Genomic DNA, 23,720 nt, shown 5'->3' on the forward strand with positions numbered 1-23,720 from the left:
GCGTAGCAGCCCGGTGTACCGGGCCCCCGTCAGCCCAGCCCCTCGTCCTCGGCGAACCCCGGCAGCCACTCCAGCATCTCCTGGCGGAACGGCGCCTCGGCGCCCAGCTGGCACAGCACCCCGATGGTGCTCAGCGTCACCCGGTGGATCAGCAGGTACGACGGCGGCAGGTTGAGCTGCTTGCCCAGGTTGTAGGCGGGGGAGCGCACATCGGCGATCCGGGCCGCCTGGGCCCGCATCCAGCTGCGGGTGAAGGTGAAGCGGTCCTCGGCGGCCGGCTCGATCATCGGCCGCAGGTAGTCCAGCACCGCATCGGCGTCCAACTCGATCTCCGGCCGGACGAAACCCTCCCCGCGCAGCATCTCCAGCACGGCGCCCGCCTCCCCGGCCAGCGCCATCCGCAGCGCGGTGCCGACCGGTAGCGGCAGCCCCTCCGGCAGCCGGTCCACGGTGCCGAAGTCCATCACTCCCAGCTGCCAGCCCGCGGCCGGACCGTCGTCCTTGAGCAGCCGGAAGTTGCCCGGGTGCGGGTCGGCGTGCAGCAGCCCGGTGCGGGCGGGGCCGGCGAACAGGAAGCGCACCAGCAGCCATCCGGCCCGGTCCCGCTCCTCCCGGGTGCCCCCGGCGATGATCTCGGCCAGCGGAATCCCGTCCAGCCACTCGGTGACGAGCACCCGGTCCGCCTGAGCCACCACGCCGGGCACCCGGATGTCCGGATCGTCGCGGAACTCGTCCGCGTGCACCTGCTGGGCCTTCGCCTCCAGGGCGTAGTCCAGCTCCTCGGCCACCCGTTCCCGCAGCTCGCTGATCAGCGGCTTGATGTCCAGCCCCGGGATCAGCGGGCCGAACAGCCGTGCCACCCGGGCCAGCTGGTTGAGGTCGGAGAGCAGCGCCTCACCGGCACCGGGATACTGCACCTTCACCGCCACCGGGCGGCCGTCCCGCCACACGGCCCGGTGCACCTGCCCGATCGAGGCGGCCGCCGCCGGCCGGTCGTCGAACTCCAGGAAGTCCTCCCGCCAGTCCGCACCGAGCCCCTCGGCCAGCACCGTGTGCACGGTGATCGCCGGCATCGGCGGCGCGGCGTCCTGGAGCTTGGTCAGCGCCGCCCGGTACGGACCCGCGACCTCCTCCGGCAGCGCCGCCTCGAAGACGGACAGCACCTGCCCGAACTTCATCGCCCCGCCCTTGAGCTCGCCGAGGACCTTGAAGAGCTGGTCGGCGGTGCGCTGCTGCATCTCGGCGGCGACCACATCGGCGGGGCGGCCGCCGATGCGCTTGCCCAGGCCCAGCGTGGCGCGACCGGCTATCCCCAGAGGCAGCGCCGCGAGCCTCGCCGTACGCGTGACTGCCTTGCGTGGAAGATCGCTCACACTGGCCTCCCTGGCACCTGGCCGCCCGGCTCCCGCGCGGTTGCGGAAAGGCGGCCCCTCGCCATTGTGCCCGCTACCTCGGCCGCCCCGGCCGGACCTCGCGCGTGACCGCCGCCACCGCCACCCCCCGCGCCGCCACCGCCCGCGCCACCACCGCCGACGCTGCTGCCACCGCTGTACCAGGCACAGCCGCACTCCGGATGGAGCGGCATCCGCAGCCGCCGGACCATGCCGTCCGCCGCCGACACCTCCAGCAGCCCGTCCACGCTCGGCGGCCGGAAGCCGCCCAGCAGCGTCAGCACATGCAGCGCCGCCAGCCCGGCGACGGCGGCGGCCACCGCCGTGTCGCAGGCGGGCGTCCGGGCACGCGCCGCGCCGTCCGAGCAGAGCTGTGCCACCAGCCGGGGCCAGGCCGGGTCCCGGTCGCCACGGTGCAGCGACACGCAGGAGCCGCAGGCGGCCGCCCCCGGCAGCACCAGCGGCCCCACCAGGCCCAGATGCTCGACCACGCCCGTATAGAGGTGCGGCACCCCGGCCCGCATCAGCTCCTGTCCCTGCCCGGGATCGACCGCCAGCCCGGCCGAGCCGTCACGCGGCGCGAGCACCACCACGTCGGGCGGGCGCCCCTCGTCGGCGCTCCGCGCCTGCGGGCCGCCACCGGCGCGGTGCATCGCCTCGCGCACCGCCGTGGAGCGCAGCCGCCCGACGTCCTGCGGCGGGATGCCCGCCGGGGAGCAGTCGGCCGCCGTGACCCGGCCGCCGTCGCACACCTCCACCCGCCCCACGCCCGCCGCCGTCAGCAGCGCCGCCACCGCCGCACCCACCCGGCCCGCGCCGTGCACCCGCACCATCGCCGCCGCCCGGTCGGCCAGCAGACCGGGAGCAGCCCCCGGCTCGGGATGCACCAGGGAGAGCGAGGCCAGATCGGGGGCCAGCCGCTCCCGGTGCCGACCGGGGAGCGGACCGAGGGCCTGCTGTGCCCCGGCGTCGTCCAGCAGACCGGCTCGGGCCAGCGACGCCAGCAACTCCAGCGGCTGCCCCGGCCCCAGGCCCAGCCGCTCGCCCTCCGCGACCAGCCGTGCGGTCTCCCGGCTGCCGTCGACCAGGTCGAGGAAGGCGCTCACCTCCGGTTCGACGCCGTCCAGCACCGTGGCCCGCTCGGCCACCGCGCCGAACTGCAGTGCCGAGCGGTCCCGCCAGGTACGGGGCAGCGCGGTCTTGAGCATCGGACGGATCATCCGGGCCCCCTTTCGCCTCTCCCGCAGCATGCCCCCGAGCCGGGCCGAGGGGGAAACGCGTTGTCCACAGCCCCCGGCGATCATCCGATCATCTGCCTGCGACGCTGTGGACAACCCACGCCCACCCGAACCCCGCAGCCGAGCGAAGGGGCCGCAATCAGCGGGAATGTGCTGCTCTGTGCACGGAGCAGTGGCTCCGGCGTGCTGCGGGTCCGGCCGGAACAGGGGACTCCGTCAGTCCCACCGGGTAACGTCGTTGCCGTGGCAGCCGAAAGGTACTTCCATCCGTCGGTGGACGGCACGGCCGAGACCTCCGACGGTGTCGAGGTGCGCCGCAGCGCCCGCCGCAGGCGCACCGTCTCCGCCTACCGCGAGGGCGACCGCACGGTCGTCCTGATCCCGGCGCGGATGTCGGCCGCCGAGGAGAAGCGCTGGGTGGCGCTGATGCTGGACAAGCTCGCCGCCCAGGAGAGCCGGCGCTCGCTGGGCGACGACGCGCTCGCCGCCCGCGCCCGCGAGCTGTCCGACCGCTATCTCGACGGCCGTGCGGCGCCCGACCGGGTCCGCTGGGTCACCAACCAGAACACCCGCTGGGGCTCCTGCACCCCCGCCGAGCGCTCGATCCGGCTCTCGCACCGGCTGCGCGGGATGCCCGAGTACGTCATCGACTATGTGCTGCTGCATGAGCTGGCCCATCTGCTGGTGCCCGACCACGGCCGCCGCTTCTGGGCACTGCTGGACGCCTTCCCGCGCACCGAGCGGGCACGCGGCTACCTGGAGGGCGTGGTCGCCGCCGCCCGGCTGCCGCACGCCCCGGGGTCCGGCCAGGTCCAGCAGCACGGGCCCGGCCGGCGCGACGGCGACCCGGGCGAAGACGGGCCCGGGGAAGACTGCTCGGCCGAAGACGGGCCCGGCGAAGCCTGCTCGGCCGAAGACGGCCCTGGCGAAGCCTTCCAGAACGAGGACGGCCAAGGGCGTACCGAGCAGGACGACTGCCCCTGATCGCAGCACCCCTCGGCCGCCGCGAGCGGCGGTGTTAGGGTCACGGAACCGTGCCGGAACGCAGGGAGGGGCAGCGAAGCGAACCATGGCCAGGGAACTCCTCAAGGCCGCCCGGGTCCGCGTCAGCGACCTCACTCCGGCCGACGACCTCTACATCGGGGTGCGGCTCTCCGCCCCGGGGCTGACCCTCGACATCAGCTGCTTCGGCCTGGACGCCGCCGAGCGGCTGAGCGACGACCGGTACTTCATCTTCTTCAACCAGCCCGCCTCGCCCGAGCAGTCGATCCGGCTGCTCGGCGCCCAGTCGGGTGACAGCGAGTCGTTCCGGCTGCTCCTGTCGCAGGTGCCGGAGGCCGTGCACCGGATCAGCTTCACCGCCGCCATCGACGGCGCCGGGCAGATGTCCCAGGTGGCGTCCGGGTATGTACGGATCGTCGCCGGCGGCGAGGAGGTCGGCCGGTACGCCTTCACCGGCGCCGAGTTCAGCACCGAGCGTGCCGTGATGCTGGCCGACATCTACCGCAAGAACGGCGAGTGGCGGTTCTGCGCGATCGGCCAGGGCTTCGACGGGGGCCTGAGGGCACTGCTGGAGAACTACGGCGGCGAGGTGCTGGAGGACGAGCCCGCAGCCGAGCCCGCACCCGCGTCCGTCGAGCCCGCACCCGTACCGGCCCCGCCCCCCGCACCCGCCCAGCCGGCCGCCGTCCCCGCCCAGCCTGGCCCACCCGAGCTGCCCCGGCCCGCCCCGCCGGACCTGCCGCCGCCACCCCCCGGCGTCAAGGTCTCGCTGGTCAAATACGCCGAGGTCCCCGAGCAGTCCGGCTGGGTCCAGCAGAACCCCCACCTGGTCCGGGTCACCGTCACCAAGGACCAGGACGTCCTCGCCCTGCACGGCAGCATGGTCGCCTACCAGGGCAAGGCGGACTTCGCCCATGAGAGCTCCGGCATGCTGCGCAAGCTCACCGCCAACGCCACCGGCCAGCAGCTCAAGCTGATGCGGGTCAGCGGCGAGGGCCAGGTCTTCCTGGCCGACGAGGCGAGCCACCTCCACCTGGTGCAGCTGGAGGGCGACGCGCTGTGCGTCAGCGCCGACCGGGTGCTGGCCTTCGACGCGGGCATCGAGCATGAGGTGCGGCGGATCGAGGGCGAGGGGCTGCCCGGCGGCGCCCTCTACACCCTGATGTTCAGCGGCCGGGGCACCCTCGTGGTCAAGACCAACGGCGTCCCGGTGATGCTGCCGGTCACCCCCGCTCCCGAGACCTATGCCGACGTCAACGCGCTGGTCGCCTGGACCAGGGGCTCCCAGGTGATCACCACCGCGCCGGTCCGCATCCAGCGCTCCGCGTACGCGGGCCATGCCGGGGAGTCGTACAGCCTCCAGTTCCGCGGCGCCCCGGGGAACTTCATCGTCGTCCAGCCCTTCGAGGTCTGAGAGGCCGCCGCACCATGGACCTGCAGCCGCTGGCCGGCTTCGCCCCGGCCCCGACCACCGCCCGGATGAGCAACCACGGGTCGGCGATGTGCAAGGTGGCCGTCACCACCGGCCAGGACGTCTACGCCAAGCCCGGCGCCATGGTCGCCTACGAGGGGTTCCTCCAGTACGAGCCGATCTCCCAGTCCTTCCGCAGCGCGCTGGGGGACTGGGCGTCCGGCGAGCGCACCCCGCTGATGAACTGGACCGGCGACGGCACCCTGTACCTGGCCGACTTCGGCGCCGACATCCTGATCCTCCAGCTGGACGACGAGTCGCTGTCGGTCAACGGCTCGCATCTGCTGGCGCTCGACGCCACCCTCCAGTGCAAGGTCGAGAAGGTCAGGGGCCCCGCCCTGCTGGCCGGCACCGGCCTCTACAACGTGACGGTCTCGGGCAGCGGCTGGGTGGCGGTCACCTCACGCGGCGTCCCGGTGGTGCTGGACTGCGCCGAGGCGCAGACCTGCGTGGACCCGGACGCACTGGTCGCCTGGACCACCGGCCTCCAGGTCAAGGCCCGCAGCACCTTCAAGGTCGGCGCGCTGATCGGGCGCGGCAGCGGCGAGGCGATGCAGCTGGGCTTCAGCGGCGCCGGCTTTGTCGTCGTCCAGCCCAGCGAGGACACCTCCGACCGACTCAAGATCCGCGGCTGAGCCAGGAGACCGACACCGTGCAGAGCCCCCTCTTCGGCCACACCGAGACCCAGGCCGTCGGCCGCTACGCACTCCAGAACCCGCAGCTGCTGCGAGTACGGGTGGACGGCAGCGGCGATGTGCTGGCCCGCAGTGGCGCCATGGTCGCCTACACCGGCAAGGTCGCCTTCACCAGCTGGTCGCCGGCCGGCCGCCGCAACCGGCGCGGCAACGACCCGACGACACTGGAGCTGATGCGCTGCGACGGCGACGGCACCGTCTACCTGGCGAACCTCGCCCAGCATCTGCACATCCTGGAGCTGCAACGCGAGCAGCTGACCATCACCAGCTCCTATGTCCTGGCGATGGACTCCTCGCTGCGCTGGCAGGTCGTCGGCGTCCAGGGCGGCGAGCACATCAGCGGCGTCGGCTCCCGCAGCCTGGAGCTGACCGGCAGCGGCACGCTGGTACTGATGACGTCCGGGCAGCCGCTGGTGATGCGGGTCCGGCCCGGCGCGTACTGCTTCGCGGACGCCGACGCGGTGGTGGCCTGGTCCTCCGGCCTTGAGGTGCAGCTCCAGGCGCAGAGCCGCAACACCGAGGTGTGGCGGCGGCGCGGCACCGCCACCGAGGGCTGGGAGATGGCCTTCAGCGGCACCGGGTACGTGGTCGTCCAGCCGAGCGAGCTGCTCCCCCCGCGGCGGATTCCGCTGCGGGGGGTGGCAACCCAGTCGGGCCTCGGTCAGGGCGGCCCGCGCGGCGTCAGCCGATGAGCTCGCGGGCCCGCGCCACCAGCTCGCGGACCGAGCGGTCGGTGAGCTGCGGCAGCGCCTCGTAGTCGAACCAGCGCAGGTCGAGCGACTCCTCGCTGATCGCCGCCTCGGCGCCGGCCGGCGCCAGGGCGACGTACTGCACATCCAGATGGTCGCTCTCCGGGCGGTCCCGGCCGGCGCAGCGCACCCGGTGCCGATCCAGCCGTACCGGGGCCGGGCCGTCGGCCGCCGCCAGCAGCACCAGCCCGGGGATGCCGGACTCCTCGGTGGCCTCCCGCAGCGCCGCCGCCGCCAGCGTGCCGTCCTCCGGCTCGCAGTGGCCGCCCATCTGGAGCCAGCGGCCCACCTTGGCGTGCAGGGTGAGCAGCACCCTGTCGTGCGCCGGGTCCACCACCAGGGCGCTGGCGGTGAGGTGTGCGGGCAGGCACTGGCGCCACAGGCCGTCCCGGTGCGCGGCGAGATGGTCCAGGTAGTCCAGCCGCAGCCGCTCCTGTCCGCTCTCCGGCTCCTCGGGCGCCGTCCAGTCCTTCAGCGCCCGTACGGCGTCGTCGTGCAGTGTCATGCGGTGGGCTCGCCCTTCCCCTCATCGCCCTCCGGGTCCTGCCCGCTGTCGCCCTTGCCCTGCTGGCCGCTCTCGCGGCCTGTGTCCTGCTGCCCGTCCGCCCCCTGCTGCCCGTCCGCCCCCTGCTGGTCGTGCTTCTCCAGGTCGGGCCTCTCCAGCTCGGAGAAGTCGAAGCCGCTCAGATCCAGCTCCTCGCGGTGCACAAAGCCGTCCGGGTCGTCCAGGTCGTCCGCCGTCGGGAGCATGTCCGGGTGGCCCCAGAGCGCGTCGCGGCCCTCCAGACCCCGGGCGTCCGCCAGCGACGCCCACAGCCGCGAGGCGTCCCGCAGCCGGCGCGGCCGCAGCTCCAGGCCCACCAGGGTGGCGAAGGTCTGCTCGGCCGGCCCGCCGGTCGCCCGGCGGCGGCGCAGCGTCTCCCGCAGCGCGGCGGCCTGCGGCAGATGCGGGGCGGCTGCCGCGTGCACCACCGCGTCCACCCAGCCCTCGACCAGGGCCAGCGCCGTCTCCAGCCGGGCCAGCGCGGTCTTCTGCTCGGGGGTGTCCTCCGGCTGGAAGACGCCGCCCTGCAGTGCCTCCTGCAACGCCTCGGGATTGGACGGGTCCAGCTGGCCGACCAGGTCCTCCAGCCGGGAGGTGTCGACCTTGATGCCGCGCGCATACGCCTCGACCGCGCCGAACAGGTGCTGCCGCAGCCAGGGCACATGGGCGAAGAGCCGCTGGTGGGCGGCCTCGCGCAGCGCCAGGTAGAGCCGCACCTCCTCGGCGGGGACGCTCAGCCCCGCGCCGAACCGCTCGATGTTCTGCGGCAGCAGCGCCGCCCGCCCGGCCGGGCCCAGCGGCAGCCCGACATCCGCCGAGCCGACCACCTCGCCCGCCAGCGCGCCCAGCGCCTGCCCGATCTGGGTGCCGAACATGGCGCCGCCCATGCTGCGCATCACGCCCAAGAGCGGGCCCGCCATGGCCTGCATCTCCTCGGGCACCACACCGCCCATGGCACCGGCCACCCGCTCGGCGAGCGGGTCCACCAGGTCCTTCCAGACGGGGATGGTGGCCTCGATCCACTCCGCCCGGCTCCAGGCCACGGCGGTGCCCGCGCCGGACGGGAAGTCGGTCACCGAGTCCAGCCAGAGGTCGGCCAGCCGGACCGCTTCGGAGACGGCGGCCTTCTCGCCGTCGCTCACCGAGCGGTCCTTGCCGCCGCCCTCGGCGTCCCCGGTGACCACGGCCTGCCGGGCGATGTCCTTGGCCAGGTCCCAGTTGACCGGGCCGCCCTCGAAGGAGAGCATCTGGCCGAGCTGCTGGAAGGCCGCGCCCAGGTCGGCCGGGTTGAAGGCGCCGCCCATCATCGCGGCGAACGGGTTGTCGCCGGCCCCGGCGCCCTGGGCGCCGCCCATGCCGAAGAGGCCGCCGAACGGGTTGCCGCCGAAGCCGAAGGGGTTCTGGGGCGTACCGCCGGAGCCCTGCCCGGGACCGCCCTTTCCGCCGCCGGAGCCCTGACCGGAGCCGGACCCCTTGCCGCCCTCGCCGGGCTTTCCGTCCTCGGGCTCCTCAGGGGGGACACCGAATCCGAAGGGGATGTCGCTCACGAGTTCCTCGATCTCGTCGGCCGTCACCGGGTTGCCGTGGCGGGCGTCTGACCCGTCCGAGGCCGCGCGGCCCCCGGCATGGTGCAGGCGGCGCGGTGCGGGCGGCCTCTCGGCGGTCCGCCCGTGCCGGGTGCACCGCCAGGCCCCCGCCTCGGGCAGGATGGTCGGTACGTGACACACGTACGTACGCAACAAAACTAACCGTGGAGGATGGCCGGTGAGTTCCCCGCCTTCGGACGTTCGCTCTGGGCTGACCGGGTCCGGGCATACCGGGTCCGGGCTGACCGGGGACGGGGAAGGCCCGGCCGCCCCGTCCGAGGAGTCCGCCGGCGCCGTGCGGCCCGAGGCCGCCCCCGTACCGTACGACGGCAGGCCGCTGGTGGTCGCCGTCACCGGCGCCGCCTCCGGGGTGGGCCGGCTGCTGGCCGCCCGGCTGGTCGACTCGCCGGGGGTGCGCCGGGTGCTGGCCGTCGACGAGCGGCGCGGCGATGTGCCCGGCGTGCACTGGCGGGTGCTGGACGTCCGCGACCCGGCCGTGGCCGAGCGGCTGCGCGGCGTCGACGTGGTGGTGCACCTGGCGCTCGACCTGGGCATGGAGTCCGAGCCCAAGGCCCGCAGCGCCTACAACGTGCGCGGTACGCAGACCGTGCTGACCGCCGCCGCTGCCGCCGGGGTGCACCGGGTGGTGCTCTGCACCTCCGCCATGGTCTACGGCGCGCTCGCCGACAACGAGGTGCCGCTCGCGGAGGACGCCGAGCTGCGGGCCACCGAGGAGGCGTCGCTGGTCGGGGACCTGCTGGAGATAGAGCGGCTGGGCCGCCGCGCGCCGCGCGCCCACCCGGGGCTGAACGTCACCGTGCTGCGGCCCGCCGTGGTGGTCGGTCCGGGGGTGGACACCGTGCTCACCCGGCACTTCGAGGCGCCACGGCTGCTGGTGGTCTCCGGCTCCCGGCCGTGCTGGCAGTTCTGCCACGTCGAGGACCTGGCCGCCGCGCTGGAGTACGCCGTGCTCGGCAGGGTCGAGGGGGAGGTCACGGTCGGCTGCGACGGCTGGCTGGAGCAGGAGGAGGTGGAGCAGCTGACCGGCATCCGGCGGATGGAGCTGCCCGCCTCGCTGGCACTGGGCACCGCCGCCCGGCTGCACCGGCTGGGCCTCACCCCGGCACCGGCCGGGGACCTGGCGTACACGATGTACCCCTGGGTGGTCTCCGGCAGCCGGCTGCACGAGGCCGGCTGGCGTCCCCGGTACACCAACGAGGAGGTGCTGGCGGAGCTGCTCAGCCAGGTGCAGGGCAACCACGCGGTGGCCGGCCGCCGCCTCGGCGGCAAGGACGCGGCGACCACGCTGGGCGCCGCCGGTGCCACGGTCGCGCTGGTCGGCACCGCCGCCCTGGTCCGCCGGGCCAGACGGCGGCGACGCGCCTGACCCGGCACCGGCGATCATGGTCCGCCGGGCCGCGCGCACCCCGTATCGTGGAACGCATGCCGGACACCGCCGACCCGATCCGCCTGCTGGCCCTGCGTGACACCCCGCTCTCGCTGGACGAGGTGTACGCGGCGGTGGGTGACACCGCCGCCGGTGGCACCGCCGTCTTCGTCGGCACCGTGCGCGACCACGACGGCGGCCGTTCGGTGGCCTCGCTGGAGTACACCGCCCATCCGACCGCCGAGGCCGAGCTGCGCCGGGTGGCGGAGAAGGTCGCCGCGGACCTGCCGGTCCGGGCGCTGGCCGCCGTGCACCGGGTCGGCCTGCTGGAGATCACCGAGCCGGCCGTGATCGTGGCGGTCTCCTGCCCGCACCGGGCGGAGGCGTTCGCCGCCTGCCGACGGCTGATCGACGACCTCAAGCAGGAGGTGCCGATCTGGAAGCGCCAGGTGTTCGCGGACGGCGAGCAGGAGTGGGTAGGCGCCTGCTGAACCCCGCACCGCCCGCTCCTCACCCGAACGGGCGTACGCGGACCCCGGCGCGAGCAGCGCCCGTCGACCGAGTGGATAATCTGCTCATAGGCACCATGAGCTGGGAGTACGGTATGGGCGCGCTTGCCTGGTTGGTCATTCCGGTCGTCGCGGCGCTCGCCGCCGCCGTCTGGGCGGCCTGGGCCGCCCGGCCGCCGCGTGCCGCCGGCGACGGAGCCTCGCTCGCCGACTACGAGCGGTTCCGCGCCGCGATGGAGCGCAGCACCACCCCCGCCGGGCACGGCGAACCCCGCTAGTTCCGCCGTCCCGGGCTGTCCTGCGGGCCGGGCCGGTTGTGCGGGCCGGGACGCGCAGGCCCGTTCCCGTCCCGTACTGTCGTGGCATGCCACGCCGCTCTGCGACGATGCTCGCCGCCACCCTGTTGCTGATAGCGATGCTGTGCGCCTCTGTGCTGCCCATCATGAGCGTCCCGTACGCCGAGATGAGCCCCGGGCCCACGTACAACACCCTGGGCCAGCAGAACGGCAAACCGGTGATCAGCATCGAGGGCCGCAAGACCTACCCCACCAGCGGACACCTGAACATGACCACCGTCCAGGTCACCGGCGCCGACTACCGGCCCAGCCTGGTCGCCGCGGTGGTCGGCTGGCTGCGGGACGACGTGGACGTGGTGCCGCACGCCAACCTCTACCCGGACAACCAGACCGAGCAGCAGGCCGAGCAGCAGAACGCCGAGGAGTTCGCATCCTCGCAGGACAGCGCCAAGTCCGCCGCGCTGCGCCAGCTCGGCTACCCGGTGGGCACCGATGTGATCGTGGAGTCGGTGGTGGCCGGCTCGCCCTCGCAGGGCAAGCTGCACGCCGGTGAGACGATCAAGGCGGTGGACGGCACCACCGTCACCAAGCCGGAGCAGGTCGCCGAGCTGGTCACCAAGCACAAGCCCGGCGAGGACGTCGTCTTCACCGTGGTGCCGGTCGGCAAGGCGGGCTCCCGGAGCACCCGCGACAACAGCCCCCAGACCACCCAGGTGACCATCCGCACCGTCAAGGCGCCCGGCGCCGACCGGGCCATGGTCGGCATCCAGCCCGGCACCAAGCACACCTTCCCGTTCAGCATCGACATCGGCCTCCAGGACGTCGGCGGGCCCAGCGCCGGGCTGATGTTCTCGCTGGGCATCATCGACAAGCTTCAGCCCACCGATCTGACCGGCGGCAAGTTCGTGGCCGGCACCGGCACCATCAGCGACACCGGCCAGGTCGGGCCGATCGGCGGCATCTCCATGAAGACCATCGCCGCGCGCGGCGCCGGGGCGCAGTACTTCCTCACCCCGGCCGACAACTGCGCGGAGGCCGCCAAGGACATCCCCGGCGGCCTCACGCTGGTGAAGGTGAAGAGTCTGGGCGACGCGCTCAAGGCGCTGGAGGCGATCCGGTCCGGCGACACCGCCGCACTGCCGTCCTGCTCCTGACGCCCTACTGCTGACGTCCTGCGCCTGAGCGCCCGCGCCCCGGGCGTCAGGCGAAGGTCGCCAGCAGTGCTTCCGACAGCGCCGGCACCAGGTCGGCGCCGGTCAGCACCTCGCGCTCGGAGTCCTTGGCCCGCAGCCGCAGCGCCGTCTCGCGGCTGCCGTCCCGCAGCACCGCCGCCGTGATCCGCACCTCCTGGCGGTCGGGGTGCTCCGCGACCCAGGCCGCCAGCCGGTCCTCGTCCACCTCGTCGGGCACCTTGGCCTCGGCGCCCGGCGGCAGCATCAGCCGCTCCACCACCAGCGCGCAGCCGGCCACCACCTCCGGCCAGGCGATGGTGCCCAGGAACTCGTCCAGCGCCATCCCGTCCGGCAGCTCCTCCTGCTCCACCGGGGTCAGGCCGCCGGCCTGGCCCTCCGCCAGGCCCAGCTGCGCGGCCAGGCCCGGCTCGCTGGCCAGCAGCTGCCCGGTGTCCACCAGGGCGAACAGCCGCGCGGGCAGGTCCCAGCCCATGGTGGCCACATAGCCGTCCATCTCCAGCACGGCGCGGGTCAGCGGGGTCGCGGCGGGGGGCAGGGCCGCGTCGGAAGTCTCGGGATGCTCGGACATGGCCCCTATCCTCACACGCCCGGCACCCCCGCCGGGGCCGCCCCGGGCGGCCCCGGCCGGCTCCCGGGCCGCCCGGGTCCGGGCAATGCGTACACGGGGTCGGGAACTCAGGTAAAGGCCGGGTAAGTTGCCTATCTGGTGTCGATGAGACGGCGCCACGGTCGGCAGGCGACCTGCCGGACAGACGACAGAGGTGCTCCCCTTGGTATTCCAGATGCCGGACCGCGGAGGGTCCGGACCCGCCGGTCCCCGGTTCAGAGCCGGCGCGTCATCCCGACGCTCTCGGGCCCTGCTGCTGACGGCCGCCGTGCTCGCGGTGCTGGCACTGGTCTTCGTCGTCTTCGCCGGCTTCTGGACCGACTGGCTGTGGTATCGGTCGGTCCACTACTCCTCGGTGTTCAGCACCCGGCTGGAGACCAAGCTCGGCCTCTTCGCCGTCTTCGGGCTGCTGATGGCCCTGGTGGTCGGGCTGAACATCTGGCTCGCCCACCGGCTGCGGCCGCCGCTGAGCGCGATGTCCGTCGAGCAGCAGAGCCTGGACCGCTACCGGCTGGGCGTCGCCCCCTACCGCCGCTGGCTGCTGCTGGGCTTCTCGGTGGTGGTCGGCCTGATCGCCGGCGGCACCGCCTCCGGCCAGTGGCGCACCTGGCTGCAGTGGGTCAACGCCACGTCCTTCGGCACCAGGGACCCGCAGTTCCACAAGGACATCTCCTTCTACACCTTCGACCTGCCCTGGTACCGCTTCCTGCTCAACTTCGGCTTCAGCGCGGTGATCGTGGCGCTGCTGGCGTCGCTGCTGGTGCACTACCTGTACGGGGGCCTGCGCCTCCAGGGCCCGGGGCGCCGGGTCAGCACGGCGGCCCAGGGCCACCTGGCGGTGCTGCTGGGCGCCTTCGTGGCGCTGAAGGCGGTGGCGTACTGGCTGGACCGGTACGCGCTGGCGCTGAAGTCCAGCTCGATCAAGGACACCGACGCCTGGACCGGTCTGCGGTTCGTGGACGCCAACGCGTACCTGCCCGCCAAGACCATCCTGTTCTGCGTCGCCATCATCTGCGCGGTGCTGTTCTTCATCACCCCGCTGCGCCGCACCTGGGCGCTGCCGCTCACCGGCTTCGGGCTGATGGTCCTCTCGGCGCTGCTGATCGGCGGGCTCTACCCGACGATCGTCCAGCAGTTCCAGGTCAAGCCGAACGAGGCGGCCAAGGAGCGGCCGTACATCAAGAAGAACATCGACGCCACCAGAGCCGCGTACGACATCGACGACGCCACCGTCGAGCAGTACACGGCGTCCGGGAGTGCGGACAAGAGCGTGCTGGCCAAGGACACCGGGACGCTCAACAACATCCGGGTGCTGGACCCCAACATCGTCTCCCCGACCTTCACCCAGCTGGAGCAGCAGCGCGGCTACTACTCCTTCGCCTCCCCGCTGGACATCGACCGCTACGGCACCGGTGACAACGTCCAGGACACGGTGGTCGGCGTCCGCGAACTCAACCTGGCCGGCGTGCCGGCCAGGAGCTGGCTCAACGACCACTTCAAGTACACCCACGGGTACGCCGCCGTGACGGCCAAGGGCAACAGCGTCACCAAGGACGGCGACCCGGACTTCACCCAGTCCGGCCTGCCGCCCAAGGGGCAGTTCCCCAGCGACACCCAGTGGCGGGTCTACTACGGCGAGCAGACCACCGACTACTCCATCGTCGGCGGCAGCAACGAGGAGCTGGACTACTACGACAGCGACGCCGGCAAGGAGGTCACCTACAAGTACGACGGCAGCGGCGGCGTCTCGCTGGACAACCCGTTCACCCGGGCCGCGTACGCGGTGAAGTTCTCCGAGCCGCAGATCCTCTACTCCGGGGCCATCACCTCCGGCGCCAAGATCATGTACGAGCGGACGCCCAAGGAGCGGGTCGAGGCCGTCGCGCCCTGGCTCTCCATCGACGGCGACCCGTACCCGGTCGTGGTGGACGGCAGGGTGCAGTGGGTGGTCGACGGCTACACCACCAGCAACGGCTACCCGTACTCCTCGCGCACCACGCTGGGCGACGCCACCGCCGACTCGCTCACCGGCTCCGGGCGCGAGGTGCTGGCCCAGGCCAACCAGGTCAACTACATCCGCAACTCGGTCAAGGCCACCGTGGACGCCTTCACCGGCGCCGTCACCCTCTACCAGTGGGATGACAAGGACCCGGTGCTGAAGACCTGGATGAAGGCGTTCCCGGGCACCGTCAAGCCGCGTTCGGCCATCGGCGCGGACCTGCTGCCGCACCTGCGCTACCCGCAGGACCTCTTCAAGGTGCAGCGCGACCTGCTGACCCGGTACCACGTCACCGACCCGGCGGCCTTCTACGCCAGCAGCGACGTGTGGAAGGTGCCGACCGACCCGACCAGCAACTCCCACGCCGACCAGCCGCCGTACTACCTGACGGTGCGGATGCCGGGGGAGGACGCGGCATTCTCGCTCACCACCAGCTTCGTGCCCAACCGCCGGGACAACCTGGCCGCCTTCATGGCGGTGAACGCCAACCCCGGGCCGGACTACGGCAAGATGCACATTCTCACGATGCCGGAGAAGAGCGACGGGAACACCATTCCCGGACCCAAGCAGGTGCAGGCGAAGTTCAACTCGTATCCGGGTATCGCCACCGACATCAACCTGCTCAAGCAAGGTGACTCCACGCTCGAATACGGGAACCTGCTCACCCTGCCGGTCGGAAACGGCCTGCTCTATGTGGAGCCCGTGTATGTGCGCGGCGCCGGCGTGAACTATCCCCGGCTGCGGAAGGTGCTGGCGGTCTTCGGCGGCAGCGACAACATCGCCTACACCGACACCCTCCAGGAGGCGCTCAAGCAGGTGCTGGGAGTGGGCGCCGGCCCGGAGCAGGGCGGTGGCAGCAGCACCACGCCGCCGAGCACCGGTGGCGGTACCACCGCGCCGCCGAGCACCGGCGGCGGGACCGGTACCCCGGTGAGCCCGCAGGTCCAGAGGGCCCTCGATGACGCCCAGCAGGCGTTCGAAGCAGGTCAGAAGGCCCTCAAGGACGGCGACTGGGCCACGTACGGCGCCGAGCAGCAGAAGCTGCGGGACGCGCTGAACGCAGCGGTGCAGGCGGGCCGGCCGTCGACGCCGGCCACGACGCCCCCGACGGGGACGCCGGCGACGACACCCGCGCCGTCGACCACCCCCACGCCGTGACGGCGGGGCGGGGGGCGTCCTGTGGGACGTCCCCCGCCCGGTTCGTGCTACGGTTAAGGCACAACGACGCGGGGTGGAGCAGCTCGGTAGCTCGCTGGGCTCATAACCCAGAGGTCGCAGGTTCAAATCCTGTCCCCGCTACTCGGTCGAAGGGCCCGGTGCAATCGCACCGGGCCCTTCGCTTTGCCCCGAGGTTTGCTTCGAGGCTTTGTGCGCGAATGGCGCTCCGCCTCGGAGCTCTGCCCGGAAGTACCGTGCCCGAAGCACTGCTCACAAGCACTGCTCACAAGCGCTGCTCACCAGCATGGTCGGGGAATCGATTCGTGGTCCCCGCCCGGTTCGTGCTACGGTTAAGACACAACGACGCGGGGTGGAGCAGCTCGGTAGCTCGCTGGGCTCATAACCCAGAGGTCGCAGGTTCAAATCCTGTCCCCGCTACTCGGTCGAAGGGTCCGCAGCCAACAGGCTGCGGACCCTTTCGCTGTGCCCGCGCGGACTCGTCCAGGCCCGACCGGTCGGGGCGGCTCCGGGCGGTCCCGGGCGGCCGCCGGAGGGTCGGGCGTCCCCCACAAGTGGTGTTTGCACAGTTGATGTATCGGGAAGTCGACAAAACGCTGAAGTAACATCACGAGCTGCGGTATACCAGGTGTACGCGGGTTGCGGGTGGTGCGACGATGGATCCCATGGGGGACGGTGCAGAGCCGGTGAGCGGCCGAGAGCGTGCGGCGGGCGGCCCGGGTACCCTGCTCGGCCGACTCGCGGACACGCTTGCCTCCGTCTTCAACGACCCGTCCGACGACACCCCCTCCGGCGCGCTCCCCGCCCAGCGGACCGACAGCCACCGACCGGCCGACAGCCACCGCTCGGCCGACACCGCCCGCCGTACCGGCGCCGCCGCCCTGATCCACCTGCCCGCCCCACGCGCCGCCACGCTGCTCCCGCCCCGCCGCCCGCTGCCCGACCGCGCCCCCGCACTGCCCGCCGACCCGCCCGACCCCCCCGCTGCCCCGGCCCCCGGCGGCGACGGCCCCGGCAGCGCCGACGGCCCCTCCGCCGAGGAGGCTCCCGACCGGTCCGGCAGCAGCTTCGAAGCCGCCCTCGCCGCCCGCGAGGAGGCCGCCCTGGAGGCCCGCTACCGCACGGCCGCCACCGCGGGCGACCCGGGCGCCGCCAGCCTGCTCGGCGCGCTGCTGCTGCGCCGTGGCGAGCTGGAGGAGGCCGAGACCCTGCTGCGCCGCGCCGCCGGGGCCGGCCTGCGAGCCGCCGTCAACAACCTGGGCGTGCTGCTGCACCGGCGCGGCCACCGAGAGGAGGCCGCCGAGTGGTGGCGCCAGGCGGCCGTCGCGGGCAGCGCCCCCGCCGCCCATGCGCTCGGCCTGCACCTGCGCGACCACGGCGACGAGTCCGGCGCCGAGTACTGGCTGCACTTCGCCGCCGAGCACGGCCATGCGCTGGGCGCCTACGCGCTGGCCGACCTGCTGGAGCACCGCCGCGACGTGCGCGCCGAGCGCTGGTTCCGGATGGCCGCCGACGCGGGCCACCGCGAGGCGGCGTACCGGCTGGGCCGGATGCGGGAGGCGTCCGGTGACCGGGCGACCGCCGAGACCTGGTACCGCACCGCCGCCGCCCGCAGCCACGCCCGCTCCGCACTGCGGCTCGGCGTGCTGCTGGAGGAGCGCGGCGAGCGCGAGGAGGCGGCCCGCTGGTACCGGCAGTCCGCGCAGAACGGCGAGCCCCGGGCCGCCTGCGCGCTGGGCTTCCTGCTCAGCGACGCGGGCGACGCGCAGGCCGCCGCCGACTGGTGGCGGGAGGCCGCCGAGGACGGCGACGGCAACGCCGCCAACGCGCTGGGCGCCCTGCACGCCAACCGGGGTGAGACGGCGCTCGCGGAGCACTGGTACCGGGCCGCCCTGGAGGCCGGCGACCACAACGGCGCCTTCAACCTGGGGCTGCTCTGCGCGTCGGCCGGCCGGGAGGCGCAGGCCGAGCAGTGGTACCGGCGGGCGGCGTACGCCGGTCACCGGGAGGCGTGCAACGCACTCGCCGTACTGCTGCTCCAGCGTGACGACCCGTCGGGTGCGGCGCCCTGGTTCTCCAAGGCCGCCGAGGCGGGCAGCACCGACGCCGCCTTCAACCTGGGCATCCTGCACGCCGGGCGCGGTGAACAGCACGAGGCCCAGGAGTGGTACGCCCGCGCGGCGGCCGAGGGCCACGGCGAGGCCGCCCTCCAGCTGGCCGTGGTCAAGGAGCGGCGCGGCGAGCTGGCCGCGGCGATGTACCGCTACCGGCAGGCGGCCGAGGGCGGTTCGGCGGAGGGGGCCTTCCGGCTGGGCTCGCTGCTGGACCGGCAGGGCGAGGCGGACGACGAGGCGGAGCACTGGTACGCGGTCGCGGCCGACGCCGGGCACGCGCGGGCGCAGGTCCGGCTGGGCGTCCGGGCGGCGGAGCGCGGCGCGGTGCAGGTCGCGGAGGGCTGGTACCGCCGGGCGGCGGAGAGCGGCAGCCGCAGCGCCGCCTTCAACCTGGGCCTGCTGCTGGCCCGGGAGGGCGCCGAGCCGGAGGCGATGCTCTGGTACTCGCGGGCGGCGGACGCGGGCCATGGCCGGGCCGCGCTGCGGCTGGCGCTGATCTCGGTACGCCGGGGCGAGCTGACCCAGGCCCGGAACTGGTGCCTGCGGGCGACGGAGTACGGCCCGGCGGAGGTGGCCGAGCGGGCCGGCCGGCTGCTGGAGGCGCTCCGTACCGAACTCAGCGCCTGAGCCCGGTCAGGGCTGCCGGTCAGGGCTGCCGGGCCGGACTGCCGGTGCGGGGGGCTATGCGGTGACGGCGGCGCAGTCCGGACAGAGGCCCCGGTAGGTCACCTCGACGGCGGAGACGACGAAGCCGAACCGCTCACCGGACGGCAGCGCCGCCATCGGGTCGCCGGTCGGATGGACGTCGCGGATGGTGCCGCAGCGTGAGCAGACCAGGTGCTGGTGGGCATGGTGGGCGTTGGGGTCGTAGCGCTTGGCCCGGCCGTCGGTGCTGACCTCCAGCACCTCGCCGAGGGTCACCAGTTCGCCCAGGGTGTTGTAGACGGTGGCGCGGCTGATCTCCGGCAGGCGCCGCACGGCGCGCGCGTGCACCTCGTCGGCGGTCAGGTGGACGTGGTCGCCTTCGAGTACCTCAGCCACGACCCTCCGCTGAGCGGTCAGCCGCCAGCCGCGGCTTCTCAGTCGTTCCAGCAGGTCACTCATGGGTTCAGGATAACAGGGGGTGTCCGGACTCGTAATAGGTCGTGACTTGGTCAGCATGTTGACTTGGACTTTGTCCAATGTAAGATCGGGCCCATCAGACCGGATCACAGCGGAGGTGCTCACGTGACGGCCCAGGACGAACTGCGTCCCACCCTCACCACCGAAGCGGGCGCGCCCGTGGCGGACAACCAGAACAGTGAGACCGCAGGACCCGGCGGCCCACTGCTCATACAGGACCAGCAGCTGTTCGAGAAGCTGGCCCACTTCAACCGTGAGCGCATCCCGGAGCGGGTGGTGCACGCCCGTGGCGCCGGCGCGTACGGCACCTTCACGGTGACCGCCGACGTCTCCCGCTGGACCAGGGCGAAGTTCCTGTCGGAGGTCGGCAAGCAGACCGAGACCTTCCTGCGGTTCTCCACCGTCGCCGGCAACCTGGGCGCGGCGGACGCGGTGCGCGACCCGCGCGGCTTCGCGCTGAAGTTCTACACCGAGGACGGCAACTACGACCTGGTGGGCAACAACACTCCGGTCTTCTTCATCAAGGACGCGAGCAAGTTCCCCGACTTCATCCACACCCAGAAGCGCGACCCGTACACCGGCTCGCAGGAGGCGGACAACGTCTTCGACTTCTGGGGCCTGTCTCCCGAGTCGACCCACCAGGTGACCTGGCTCTTCGGTGACCGGGGCATCCCGGCCTCCTACCGCCACATGCACGGCTTCGGCTCGCACACCTACCAGTGGCAGAACGAGTCCGGCGAGGCGTTCTGGGTCAAGTACCACTTCAAGACCGACCAGGGCATCAAGAACCTCACCGCCCAGGAGGCGGCGGTGCTGGCCGGCAGCGACCCGGACTCGCACCAGCGGGACCTGCGCGAGGCCATCGAGCGCGGCGACTTCCCGAGCTGGACGGCCTACGTGCAGATCATGCCGGTGGCCGAGGCGGCGACGTACCGCTTCAACCCGTTCGACCTCACCAAGGTCTGGTCGCACGCGGACTACCCGCTGATCCAGATCGGCAAGCTGGAGCTCAACCGCAACCCGGAGAACATCTTCGCCGAGGTCGAGCAGTCGGTCTTCTCGCCGGCCCACTTCGTGCCGGGCATCGGCCCGTCGCCGGACAAGATGCTCCAGGGCCGGCTGTTCGCGTACGCGGACGCCCACCGCTACCGCGTCGGCATCAACGCCGACCAGCTGCCGGTGAACCGGCCGCACGCCACCGAGGCGCGCGCCAACCACCGGGACGGCGGCCTGTACGACGGGCGGCACGGCCGGGCCAAGAACTACGAGCCCAACAGCTTCAACGGCCCGGTGCAGACCGGCCGCCCGCTCTGGTCGGCCATCGACGTCTCCGGCCTCACCGGGACCCATGAGGCGCCGCTGCACGCCGAGGACAACGACTTCGTACAGGCGGGCGACCTCTACCGGCTGATGTCCCAGGAGGAGCAGGAGCGGCTGGTCGCCAACCTGGCCGACGCGCTGGCCGGGGTCTCGGCCGACCGCGAGGACATCGTCCAGCGGGCCATCGAGAACTTCCGCCGGGCCGACGCCGACTACGGCAAGCGGCTCGAAGAGGCGGTCAGCGAGCGGCGCGGCTGAGCTCGGCCCTGACGGCCGACCGGGGGTTCGGCTCTGAAGGGCAGCCTCCCGGGGGCGGGGGAGCTGGGCGATCGGCGCTCTACGGAGGGTTGTTCGCGCGGTTCCTCGCGCCCCTGGGCGGGCGGCGAAGCTGGGCGAGGGGGCGGGATCAGGCCGGGACGGCCGGGCGGGCGGCGGCGACCCAGCAGCGGAGGACGTCCCGGGCCGAGATGATGCCGACCACCTCGGGGCCGTCCAGCACCACCAGGTGGCGGAAGCCGCCCCGCAGCATGGCGGCGGCGGCCCGGTCGAGGGTCCAGTCGGGGCCGGCGAAGACCACGTCGGCGGTGACATGGGCGTGGGCGGTCTCGATGTCGGGGTCCTGGCCGCGCCCCAGGGCGTTGAGGACGTCCCGCTCGGTGAGGATGCCGATCCCGTAGGTGTCGGGATCGAGGACGACGGCGGCGCCGATCCGGCGCCCGGACATCAGCCGGGCGGCATGGCGCAGGGTGTGGGCGGGCCCGATGGTGAGGACCACCGGACTCATGGCGTCACGGACGAGCATGTACGGCCACCTCCTGACGAGGGGGGCGGATGAGCCGGCGAAGCGCTTCACACATTCACAAGCTCCGGAATTCTCATGTTCACATGCGCACCCCCCGGCTGGCCAGGGCCACCGGGTGCCAGCCCGGCCGCACCGGCGCACGGCACCGCCCGCGCGCCCCGTACGTCAGCCGGTGTGATCAGCAGCTCAGCCGGGTCAGCAGCTCCCGGTGCAGCAGCCCGTTGGACGCCGCCGCGTCCGCGCCGCCGGGCCCGTCCACCCCGTCCAGCCCGGTGAACCGGCCGCCCGCCTCCTGCACCACGATGCACGGCGCCGCCATGTCCCAGAGCGACAGCTCCGGCTCCGCCGCGATGTCCACCGCCCCCTCGGCCACCATCATGTAGGACCAGAAATCGCCGTACGCCCTAGTCCGCCAGCACCCTCGGGTGAGATCCAGCAGCGGTTCCAGCCGGCCGCGCTCCTCCCAGCCGGACAGCGAGGAATACGAGAACGAGGCGTCCTCCAGCCGCGACACCTGGGACACCTGGATGCGGCTCGCCCGGGTCAGGTCACGCCCCGAGTACGCCCCCGCGCCCTTGGCCGCCCACCAGCGCCGGCCCAGCGCCGGCGCGGAGACGATGCCCACCACCGGCTGCTCGCCGTCCGGACCCTGCTCCAGCAGCGCGATCAGGGTGGCCCACACCGGGACCCCGCGCACGTAGTTCTTGGTGCCGTCGATCGGGTCGATCACCCAGCGGCGCGGCCCGCCGCCCCGGGTGCCGAACTCCTCGCCCATCACCGCGTCCCGGGGCCGGGCGCGCTGGAGCACCCCGCGCACCGCCTCCTCCGCCGCCTTGTCGGCGTCGCTGACCGGTGTCAGGTCCGGCTTGGTCTCCACCTTCAGGTCGAGCGCCTTGAAGCGCTCCATGGTGATCGAGTCGGCCGAGTCGGCGAGGACATGGGCGAGACGCAGGTCATCGTGGTAGTCCGGCATGGGCTCACCGTAGCCACCGGCCCGGCCCCGGGCCAGCCCGGCTCGCACAGCGGACAGCCGCAGGACCTCCGTTCGGGGGGCTCCGCCACGCGGCACGGCATGGCTACTGTGGGCCCATGGCACAGCGGGCAGCGGCACCGGTCCCCGGCGCGGCCGGAGCGGACCTCTCCGACCGCGACCTGGTCGACCTCTACGGGCTGCTGCTGGCCGGCAGCGCCCGTACCGAGCGCCGGGTCCGGGCGGAGCTGGGGGCCGGGGTGGACCTGCCCGGCCCGTGGTTCGAGGTGCTGCTGGCCCTGCTGCGCGCCCCCGGCCACCGGCTGCCGATGACCAGGCTGGCCCATGACGTCTCGCTGACCAGCGGCGGCTTCACCAAGCTCGCCGACCGGATGGCGGCGGCCGGGCTGATCGACCGCGAGCCGTGCGCCACCGACCGCCGGGTCACCTACACCGTGCTCACCGCACACGGCGCCGGGCTGGCCGAGGAGGGCCACCGCCGCTACGCCGAACTGCTGCGCCGGCACTTCCTGGCCCCGCTCGGCCCCGAGCAGGCGGCCCGGCTGGGCGAGCTGATGGCGGTGCTCCGGGACGCCAACGGCGGACCCGACCGCTGACGGGGCCGGGAGGTCAGTGGGCCGAGCCGCTGATCTGGAGTCCGATCACCCCGGCCACCACCAGGCCGATGGAGACCAGCTTGAGGGTGGTGCTGCTCTCGCCGAGCCAGATCATGCCGTAGCTGGCGGTGCCGGCCGCGCCGATGCCGGTCCACACCGCGTACGCCGGACCCACCGGCAGATGCTTCAGGGAGAGCGTGAGCAGCCCGAAGCTGGCCAGCGCGAAGCAGCAGAAGGCGACGGTCGGCCACAGCCGGCTGAAGCCGTTGCTGAGCTTGAGGCAGACCGCGAAGCCCGTCTCGAACAGGCCCGCGCAGACCACCAGCAGCCATGCCATCTACGAATCCCCCACACTCGGGCCCGGCCGCGCTCCGCCGCCGGGCTCCGGGTTCCCTACCCACCCGGCGGCCTGTGTCCCCGTACTGCCAGCGATCATACGGGCGGTGATCATACGGCCCGGCCTCCGGATGGGTCTCGGCACTTCTCCGGCGGACTTCTCCGGCGGTGCCGGTCAGTGCGCCGAGCCGCTGATCTGGAGCCCGACCACCCCGGCCACCACCAGGGTGATGGAGAGCAGCTTGAGCGCGGACGACGACTCGCCGAGCCAGATCATGCCGTAGGCGGCGGTGCCGGCCGCGCCGATGCCGGTCCACACCGCGTACGCGCTGCCCACCGGGAGCCGCCGCAGCGAGAGCGTCAGCAGGCCGAAGCTGCCCAGCGCGAACAGGCAGAAGGCGACGGTCGGCCACAGCCGGCTGAAGCCGTTGCTGAGCTTGAGGCAGACCGCGAAGCCCGTCTCCAGCAGCCCGGCGCAGATCACCAGTGCCCACGCCATGGCGCGCTCCTGCCCGCTCGTCCGCTCGTCCGGTCCGGCGGGGCGGCCTCGGCGGGCTGCCCCAGGCCCATTCGATCAAGCCGGTGGGGGATCACGC

Annotated in this window: 21 protein-coding genes, 2 tRNA genes and 1 pseudogene; 14 read left to right on the top strand and 10 right to left on the bottom strand. The window is 73.2% G+C overall.

The features are described from left to right. Window positions 1–29: 29 nt before the first annotated feature. Together ACIQGZ_RS06110 and ACIQGZ_RS06115 are read right to left on the bottom strand one after the other, a co-directional pair. Window positions 30–1,373, bottom strand: a complete 1,344-nt coding sequence (locus ACIQGZ_RS06110; RefSeq protein ID WP_402599624.1) for an ABC1 kinase family protein — start codon at window positions 1,371–1,373, stop codon at window positions 30–32. Then, on the bottom strand, window positions 1,370–2,611 hold the full coding sequence (locus tag ACIQGZ_RS06115; protein ID WP_402599625.1) for a ThiF family adenylyltransferase: 1,242 nt from the start codon (window positions 2,609–2,611) through the stop codon (window positions 1,370–1,372). Before ACIQGZ_RS06115 ends, ACIQGZ_RS06110 begins: the two co-directional genes overlap by 4 nt. 261 nt (window positions 2,612–2,872) lie before the next feature. On the opposite strand from ACIQGZ_RS06115, the pseudogene ACIQGZ_RS06120 reads away from it, so the two are divergent. The 4 genes and pseudogenes from ACIQGZ_RS06120 to ACIQGZ_RS06135 form a co-directional block, all read left to right on the top strand. Beyond that, window positions 2,873–3,433, top strand: a pseudogene (locus ACIQGZ_RS06120) (M48 family metallopeptidase); the annotation flags it as partial. Between the two features lie 265 nt (window positions 3,434–3,698). Next, window positions 3,699–5,045, top strand: a complete 1,347-nt coding sequence (locus tag ACIQGZ_RS06125) for a TerD family protein (RefSeq protein WP_402599626.1) — start codon at window positions 3,699–3,701, stop codon at window positions 5,043–5,045. Window positions 5,046–5,059: 14 nt separating this feature from the next. Further along, window positions 5,060–5,737 (top strand): AIM24 family protein, encoded by a 678-nt coding sequence (locus tag ACIQGZ_RS06130; protein WP_402599627.1) that lies wholly within the window; start codon window positions 5,060–5,062, stop codon window positions 5,735–5,737. Between the two features lie 17 nt (window positions 5,738–5,754). Further along, window positions 5,755–6,489, top strand: a complete 735-nt coding sequence (locus tag ACIQGZ_RS06135; protein ID WP_402599628.1) for an AIM24 family protein — start codon at window positions 5,755–5,757, stop codon at window positions 6,487–6,489. Here the strand turns inward: ACIQGZ_RS06135 and ACIQGZ_RS06140 are convergent. Beyond that, window positions 6,479–7,051, bottom strand: coding sequence for an NUDIX hydrolase (locus ACIQGZ_RS06140; protein WP_402599629.1), 573 nt, complete (start codon window positions 7,049–7,051; stop codon window positions 6,479–6,481). The genes ACIQGZ_RS06135 and ACIQGZ_RS06140 overlap by 11 nt on opposite strands. Further along, the gene (locus ACIQGZ_RS06145) at window positions 7,048–8,637 is read right to left on the bottom strand and encodes a zinc-dependent metalloprotease (protein WP_402600001.1); all 1,590 of its coding nucleotides are present in this window, start codon (window positions 8,635–8,637) and stop codon (window positions 7,048–7,050) included. The genes ACIQGZ_RS06140 and ACIQGZ_RS06145 overlap by 4 nt, the downstream gene beginning before the upstream one ends. 334 nt (window positions 8,638–8,971) lie before the next feature. Here ACIQGZ_RS06145 and ACIQGZ_RS06150 point away from each other — a divergent pair, with 334 nt between their 5' ends. From ACIQGZ_RS06150 to ACIQGZ_RS06165, 4 genes are all read left to right on the top strand, one after another. Beyond that, window positions 8,972–10,063, top strand: a complete 1,092-nt coding sequence (locus ACIQGZ_RS06150; RefSeq protein ID WP_402599630.1) for an NAD-dependent epimerase/dehydratase family protein — start codon at window positions 8,972–8,974, stop codon at window positions 10,061–10,063. Window positions 10,064–10,119: 56 nt separating this feature from the next. Next, window positions 10,120–10,554 carry a molybdenum cofactor biosynthesis protein MoaE gene (locus ACIQGZ_RS06155; RefSeq protein WP_402599631.1) on the top strand — a complete coding sequence of 145 codons (435 nt, stop codon included), beginning with the start codon at window positions 10,120–10,122 and terminating at the stop codon, window positions 10,552–10,554. Window positions 10,555–10,667: 113 nt separating this feature from the next. Next, a complete protein-coding gene (locus tag ACIQGZ_RS06160) occupies window positions 10,668–10,850 on the top strand; it encodes a hypothetical protein (RefSeq protein WP_402599632.1) in 183 nt (60 codons plus the stop codon). A gap of 86 nt (window positions 10,851–10,936) precedes the next feature. Continuing rightward, the gene (locus tag ACIQGZ_RS06165; protein ID WP_402599633.1) at window positions 10,937–12,022 is read left to right on the top strand and encodes a PDZ domain-containing protein; all 1,086 of its coding nucleotides are present in this window, start codon (window positions 10,937–10,939) and stop codon (window positions 12,020–12,022) included. 46 nt (window positions 12,023–12,068) lie between these two features. Here ACIQGZ_RS06165 and ACIQGZ_RS06170 read toward each other — a convergent pair whose 3' ends face one another. Then, window positions 12,069–12,629 (bottom strand): PPA1309 family protein, encoded by a 561-nt coding sequence (locus ACIQGZ_RS06170; RefSeq protein WP_402599634.1) that lies wholly within the window; start codon window positions 12,627–12,629, stop codon window positions 12,069–12,071. 214 nt (window positions 12,630–12,843) lie between these two features. Between ACIQGZ_RS06170 and ACIQGZ_RS06175 the strand changes: the two genes are divergently transcribed. The 4 genes from ACIQGZ_RS06175 to ACIQGZ_RS06190 all read left to right on the top strand — a co-directional run bounded on the left by ACIQGZ_RS06175 (window position 12,844) and on the right by ACIQGZ_RS06190 (window position 18,584). Further along, on the top strand, window positions 12,844–15,825 hold the full coding sequence (locus tag ACIQGZ_RS06175; protein ID WP_402599635.1) for a UPF0182 family protein: 2,982 nt from the start codon (window positions 12,844–12,846) through the stop codon (window positions 15,823–15,825). A 67-nt stretch (window positions 15,826–15,892) separates the two neighbouring features. Next, a tRNA-Met gene (locus ACIQGZ_RS06180) sits at window positions 15,893–15,966 on the top strand. Window positions 15,967–16,189: 223 nt separating this feature from the next. Continuing rightward, window positions 16,190–16,263, top strand: a tRNA-Met gene (locus ACIQGZ_RS06185). A gap of 245 nt (window positions 16,264–16,508) precedes the next feature. Further along, complete coding sequence (locus tag ACIQGZ_RS06190; protein WP_402599636.1) at window positions 16,509–18,584, top strand: tetratricopeptide repeat protein; 2,076 nt, start codon at window positions 16,509–16,511, stop codon at window positions 18,582–18,584. A gap of 54 nt (window positions 18,585–18,638) precedes the next feature. Here ACIQGZ_RS06190 and ACIQGZ_RS06195 read toward each other — a convergent pair whose 3' ends face one another. Continuing rightward, on the bottom strand, window positions 18,639–19,061 hold the full coding sequence (locus ACIQGZ_RS06195) for a Fur family transcriptional regulator (protein WP_402599637.1): 423 nt from the start codon (window positions 19,059–19,061) through the stop codon (window positions 18,639–18,641). Between the two features lie 123 nt (window positions 19,062–19,184). Between ACIQGZ_RS06195 and ACIQGZ_RS06200 the strand changes: the two genes are divergently transcribed. After that, on the top strand, window positions 19,185–20,657 hold the full coding sequence (locus tag ACIQGZ_RS06200) for a catalase (RefSeq protein WP_402599638.1): 1,473 nt from the start codon (window positions 19,185–19,187) through the stop codon (window positions 20,655–20,657). 148 nt (window positions 20,658–20,805) lie between these two features. Here ACIQGZ_RS06200 and ACIQGZ_RS06205 read toward each other — a convergent pair whose 3' ends face one another. Next, entirely contained in the window at window positions 20,806–21,201 is a 396-nt protein-coding gene (locus ACIQGZ_RS06205; protein WP_402599639.1) for a cyclic nucleotide-binding/CBS domain-containing protein, read from the bottom strand. A 178-nt stretch (window positions 21,202–21,379) separates the two neighbouring features. Then, complete coding sequence (hisN, locus tag ACIQGZ_RS06210) at window positions 21,380–22,174, bottom strand: histidinol-phosphatase (protein WP_402599640.1); 795 nt, start codon at window positions 22,172–22,174, stop codon at window positions 21,380–21,382. A 116-nt stretch (window positions 22,175–22,290) separates the two neighbouring features. Between hisN and ACIQGZ_RS06215 the strand changes: the two genes are divergently transcribed. Then, window positions 22,291–22,788 (top strand): MarR family winged helix-turn-helix transcriptional regulator, encoded by a 498-nt coding sequence (locus tag ACIQGZ_RS06215; protein ID WP_402599641.1) that lies wholly within the window; start codon window positions 22,291–22,293, stop codon window positions 22,786–22,788. A 13-nt stretch (window positions 22,789–22,801) separates the two neighbouring features. Here the strand turns inward: ACIQGZ_RS06215 and ACIQGZ_RS06220 are convergent, their stop codons facing one another. Both ACIQGZ_RS06220 and ACIQGZ_RS06225 read right to left on the bottom strand, forming a co-directional pair. Continuing rightward, on the bottom strand, window positions 22,802–23,125 hold the full coding sequence (locus ACIQGZ_RS06220; protein WP_402599642.1) for a DMT family transporter: 324 nt from the start codon (window positions 23,123–23,125) through the stop codon (window positions 22,802–22,804). Between the two features lie 174 nt (window positions 23,126–23,299). Beyond that, complete coding sequence (locus ACIQGZ_RS06225; protein WP_402599643.1) at window positions 23,300–23,623, bottom strand: DMT family transporter; 324 nt, start codon at window positions 23,621–23,623, stop codon at window positions 23,300–23,302. Window positions 23,624–23,720 lie beyond the last annotated feature (97 nt).

Origin of the sequence: Streptomyces sp. NPDC092296, assembly GCF_044755465.1 — a bacterium.
Classification (GTDB): domain Bacteria; phylum Actinomycetota; class Actinomycetes; order Streptomycetales; family Streptomycetaceae; genus Peterkaempfera.

What these genes read in the sequence shown, in the direction of transcription:
- ACIQGZ_RS06140 (WP_402599629.1), bottom strand. Translation starts at nt 7,051, where the DNA reads ATGACACTGCACGACGACGCCGTACGGGCGCTGAAGGACTGGACGGCG.
- ACIQGZ_RS06195 (WP_402599637.1), bottom strand. Translation starts at nt 19,061, where the DNA reads ATGAGTGACCTGCTGGAACGACTGAGAAGCCGCGGCTGGCGGCTGACC.
- ACIQGZ_RS06115 (WP_402599625.1), bottom strand. Translation starts at nt 2,611, where the DNA reads ATGATCCGTCCGATGCTCAAGACCGCGCTGCCCCGTACCTGGCGGGAC.
- ACIQGZ_RS06205 (WP_402599639.1), bottom strand. Translation starts at nt 21,201, where the DNA reads ATGCTCGTCCGTGACGCCATGAGTCCGGTGGTCCTCACCATCGGGCCC.
- ACIQGZ_RS06160 (WP_402599632.1), top strand. Translation starts at nt 10,668, where the DNA reads ATGGGCGCGCTTGCCTGGTTGGTCATTCCGGTCGTCGCGGCGCTCGCC.
- ACIQGZ_RS06190 (WP_402599636.1), top strand. Translation starts at nt 16,509, where the DNA reads ATGGGGGACGGTGCAGAGCCGGTGAGCGGCCGAGAGCGTGCGGCGGGC.
- ACIQGZ_RS06215 (WP_402599641.1), top strand. Translation starts at nt 22,291, where the DNA reads ATGGCACAGCGGGCAGCGGCACCGGTCCCCGGCGCGGCCGGAGCGGAC.
- hisN (WP_402599640.1), bottom strand. Translation starts at nt 22,174, where the DNA reads ATGCCGGACTACCACGATGACCTGCGTCTCGCCCATGTCCTCGCCGAC.
- ACIQGZ_RS06155 (WP_402599631.1), top strand. Translation starts at nt 10,120, where the DNA reads ATGCCGGACACCGCCGACCCGATCCGCCTGCTGGCCCTGCGTGACACC.
- ACIQGZ_RS06130 (WP_402599627.1), top strand. Translation starts at nt 5,060, where the DNA reads ATGGACCTGCAGCCGCTGGCCGGCTTCGCCCCGGCCCCGACCACCGCC.
- ACIQGZ_RS06175 (WP_402599635.1), top strand. Translation starts at nt 12,844, where the DNA reads ATGCCGGACCGCGGAGGGTCCGGACCCGCCGGTCCCCGGTTCAGAGCC.
- ACIQGZ_RS06170 (WP_402599634.1), bottom strand. Translation starts at nt 12,629, where the DNA reads ATGTCCGAGCATCCCGAGACTTCCGACGCGGCCCTGCCCCCCGCCGCG.
- ACIQGZ_RS06220 (WP_402599642.1), bottom strand. Translation starts at nt 23,125, where the DNA reads ATGGCATGGCTGCTGGTGGTCTGCGCGGGCCTGTTCGAGACGGGCTTC.
- ACIQGZ_RS06125 (WP_402599626.1), top strand. Translation starts at nt 3,699, where the DNA reads ATGGCCAGGGAACTCCTCAAGGCCGCCCGGGTCCGCGTCAGCGACCTC.
- ACIQGZ_RS06165 (WP_402599633.1), top strand. Translation starts at nt 10,937, where the DNA reads ATGCCACGCCGCTCTGCGACGATGCTCGCCGCCACCCTGTTGCTGATA.
- ACIQGZ_RS06225 (WP_402599643.1), bottom strand. Translation starts at nt 23,623, where the DNA reads ATGGCGTGGGCACTGGTGATCTGCGCCGGGCTGCTGGAGACGGGCTTC.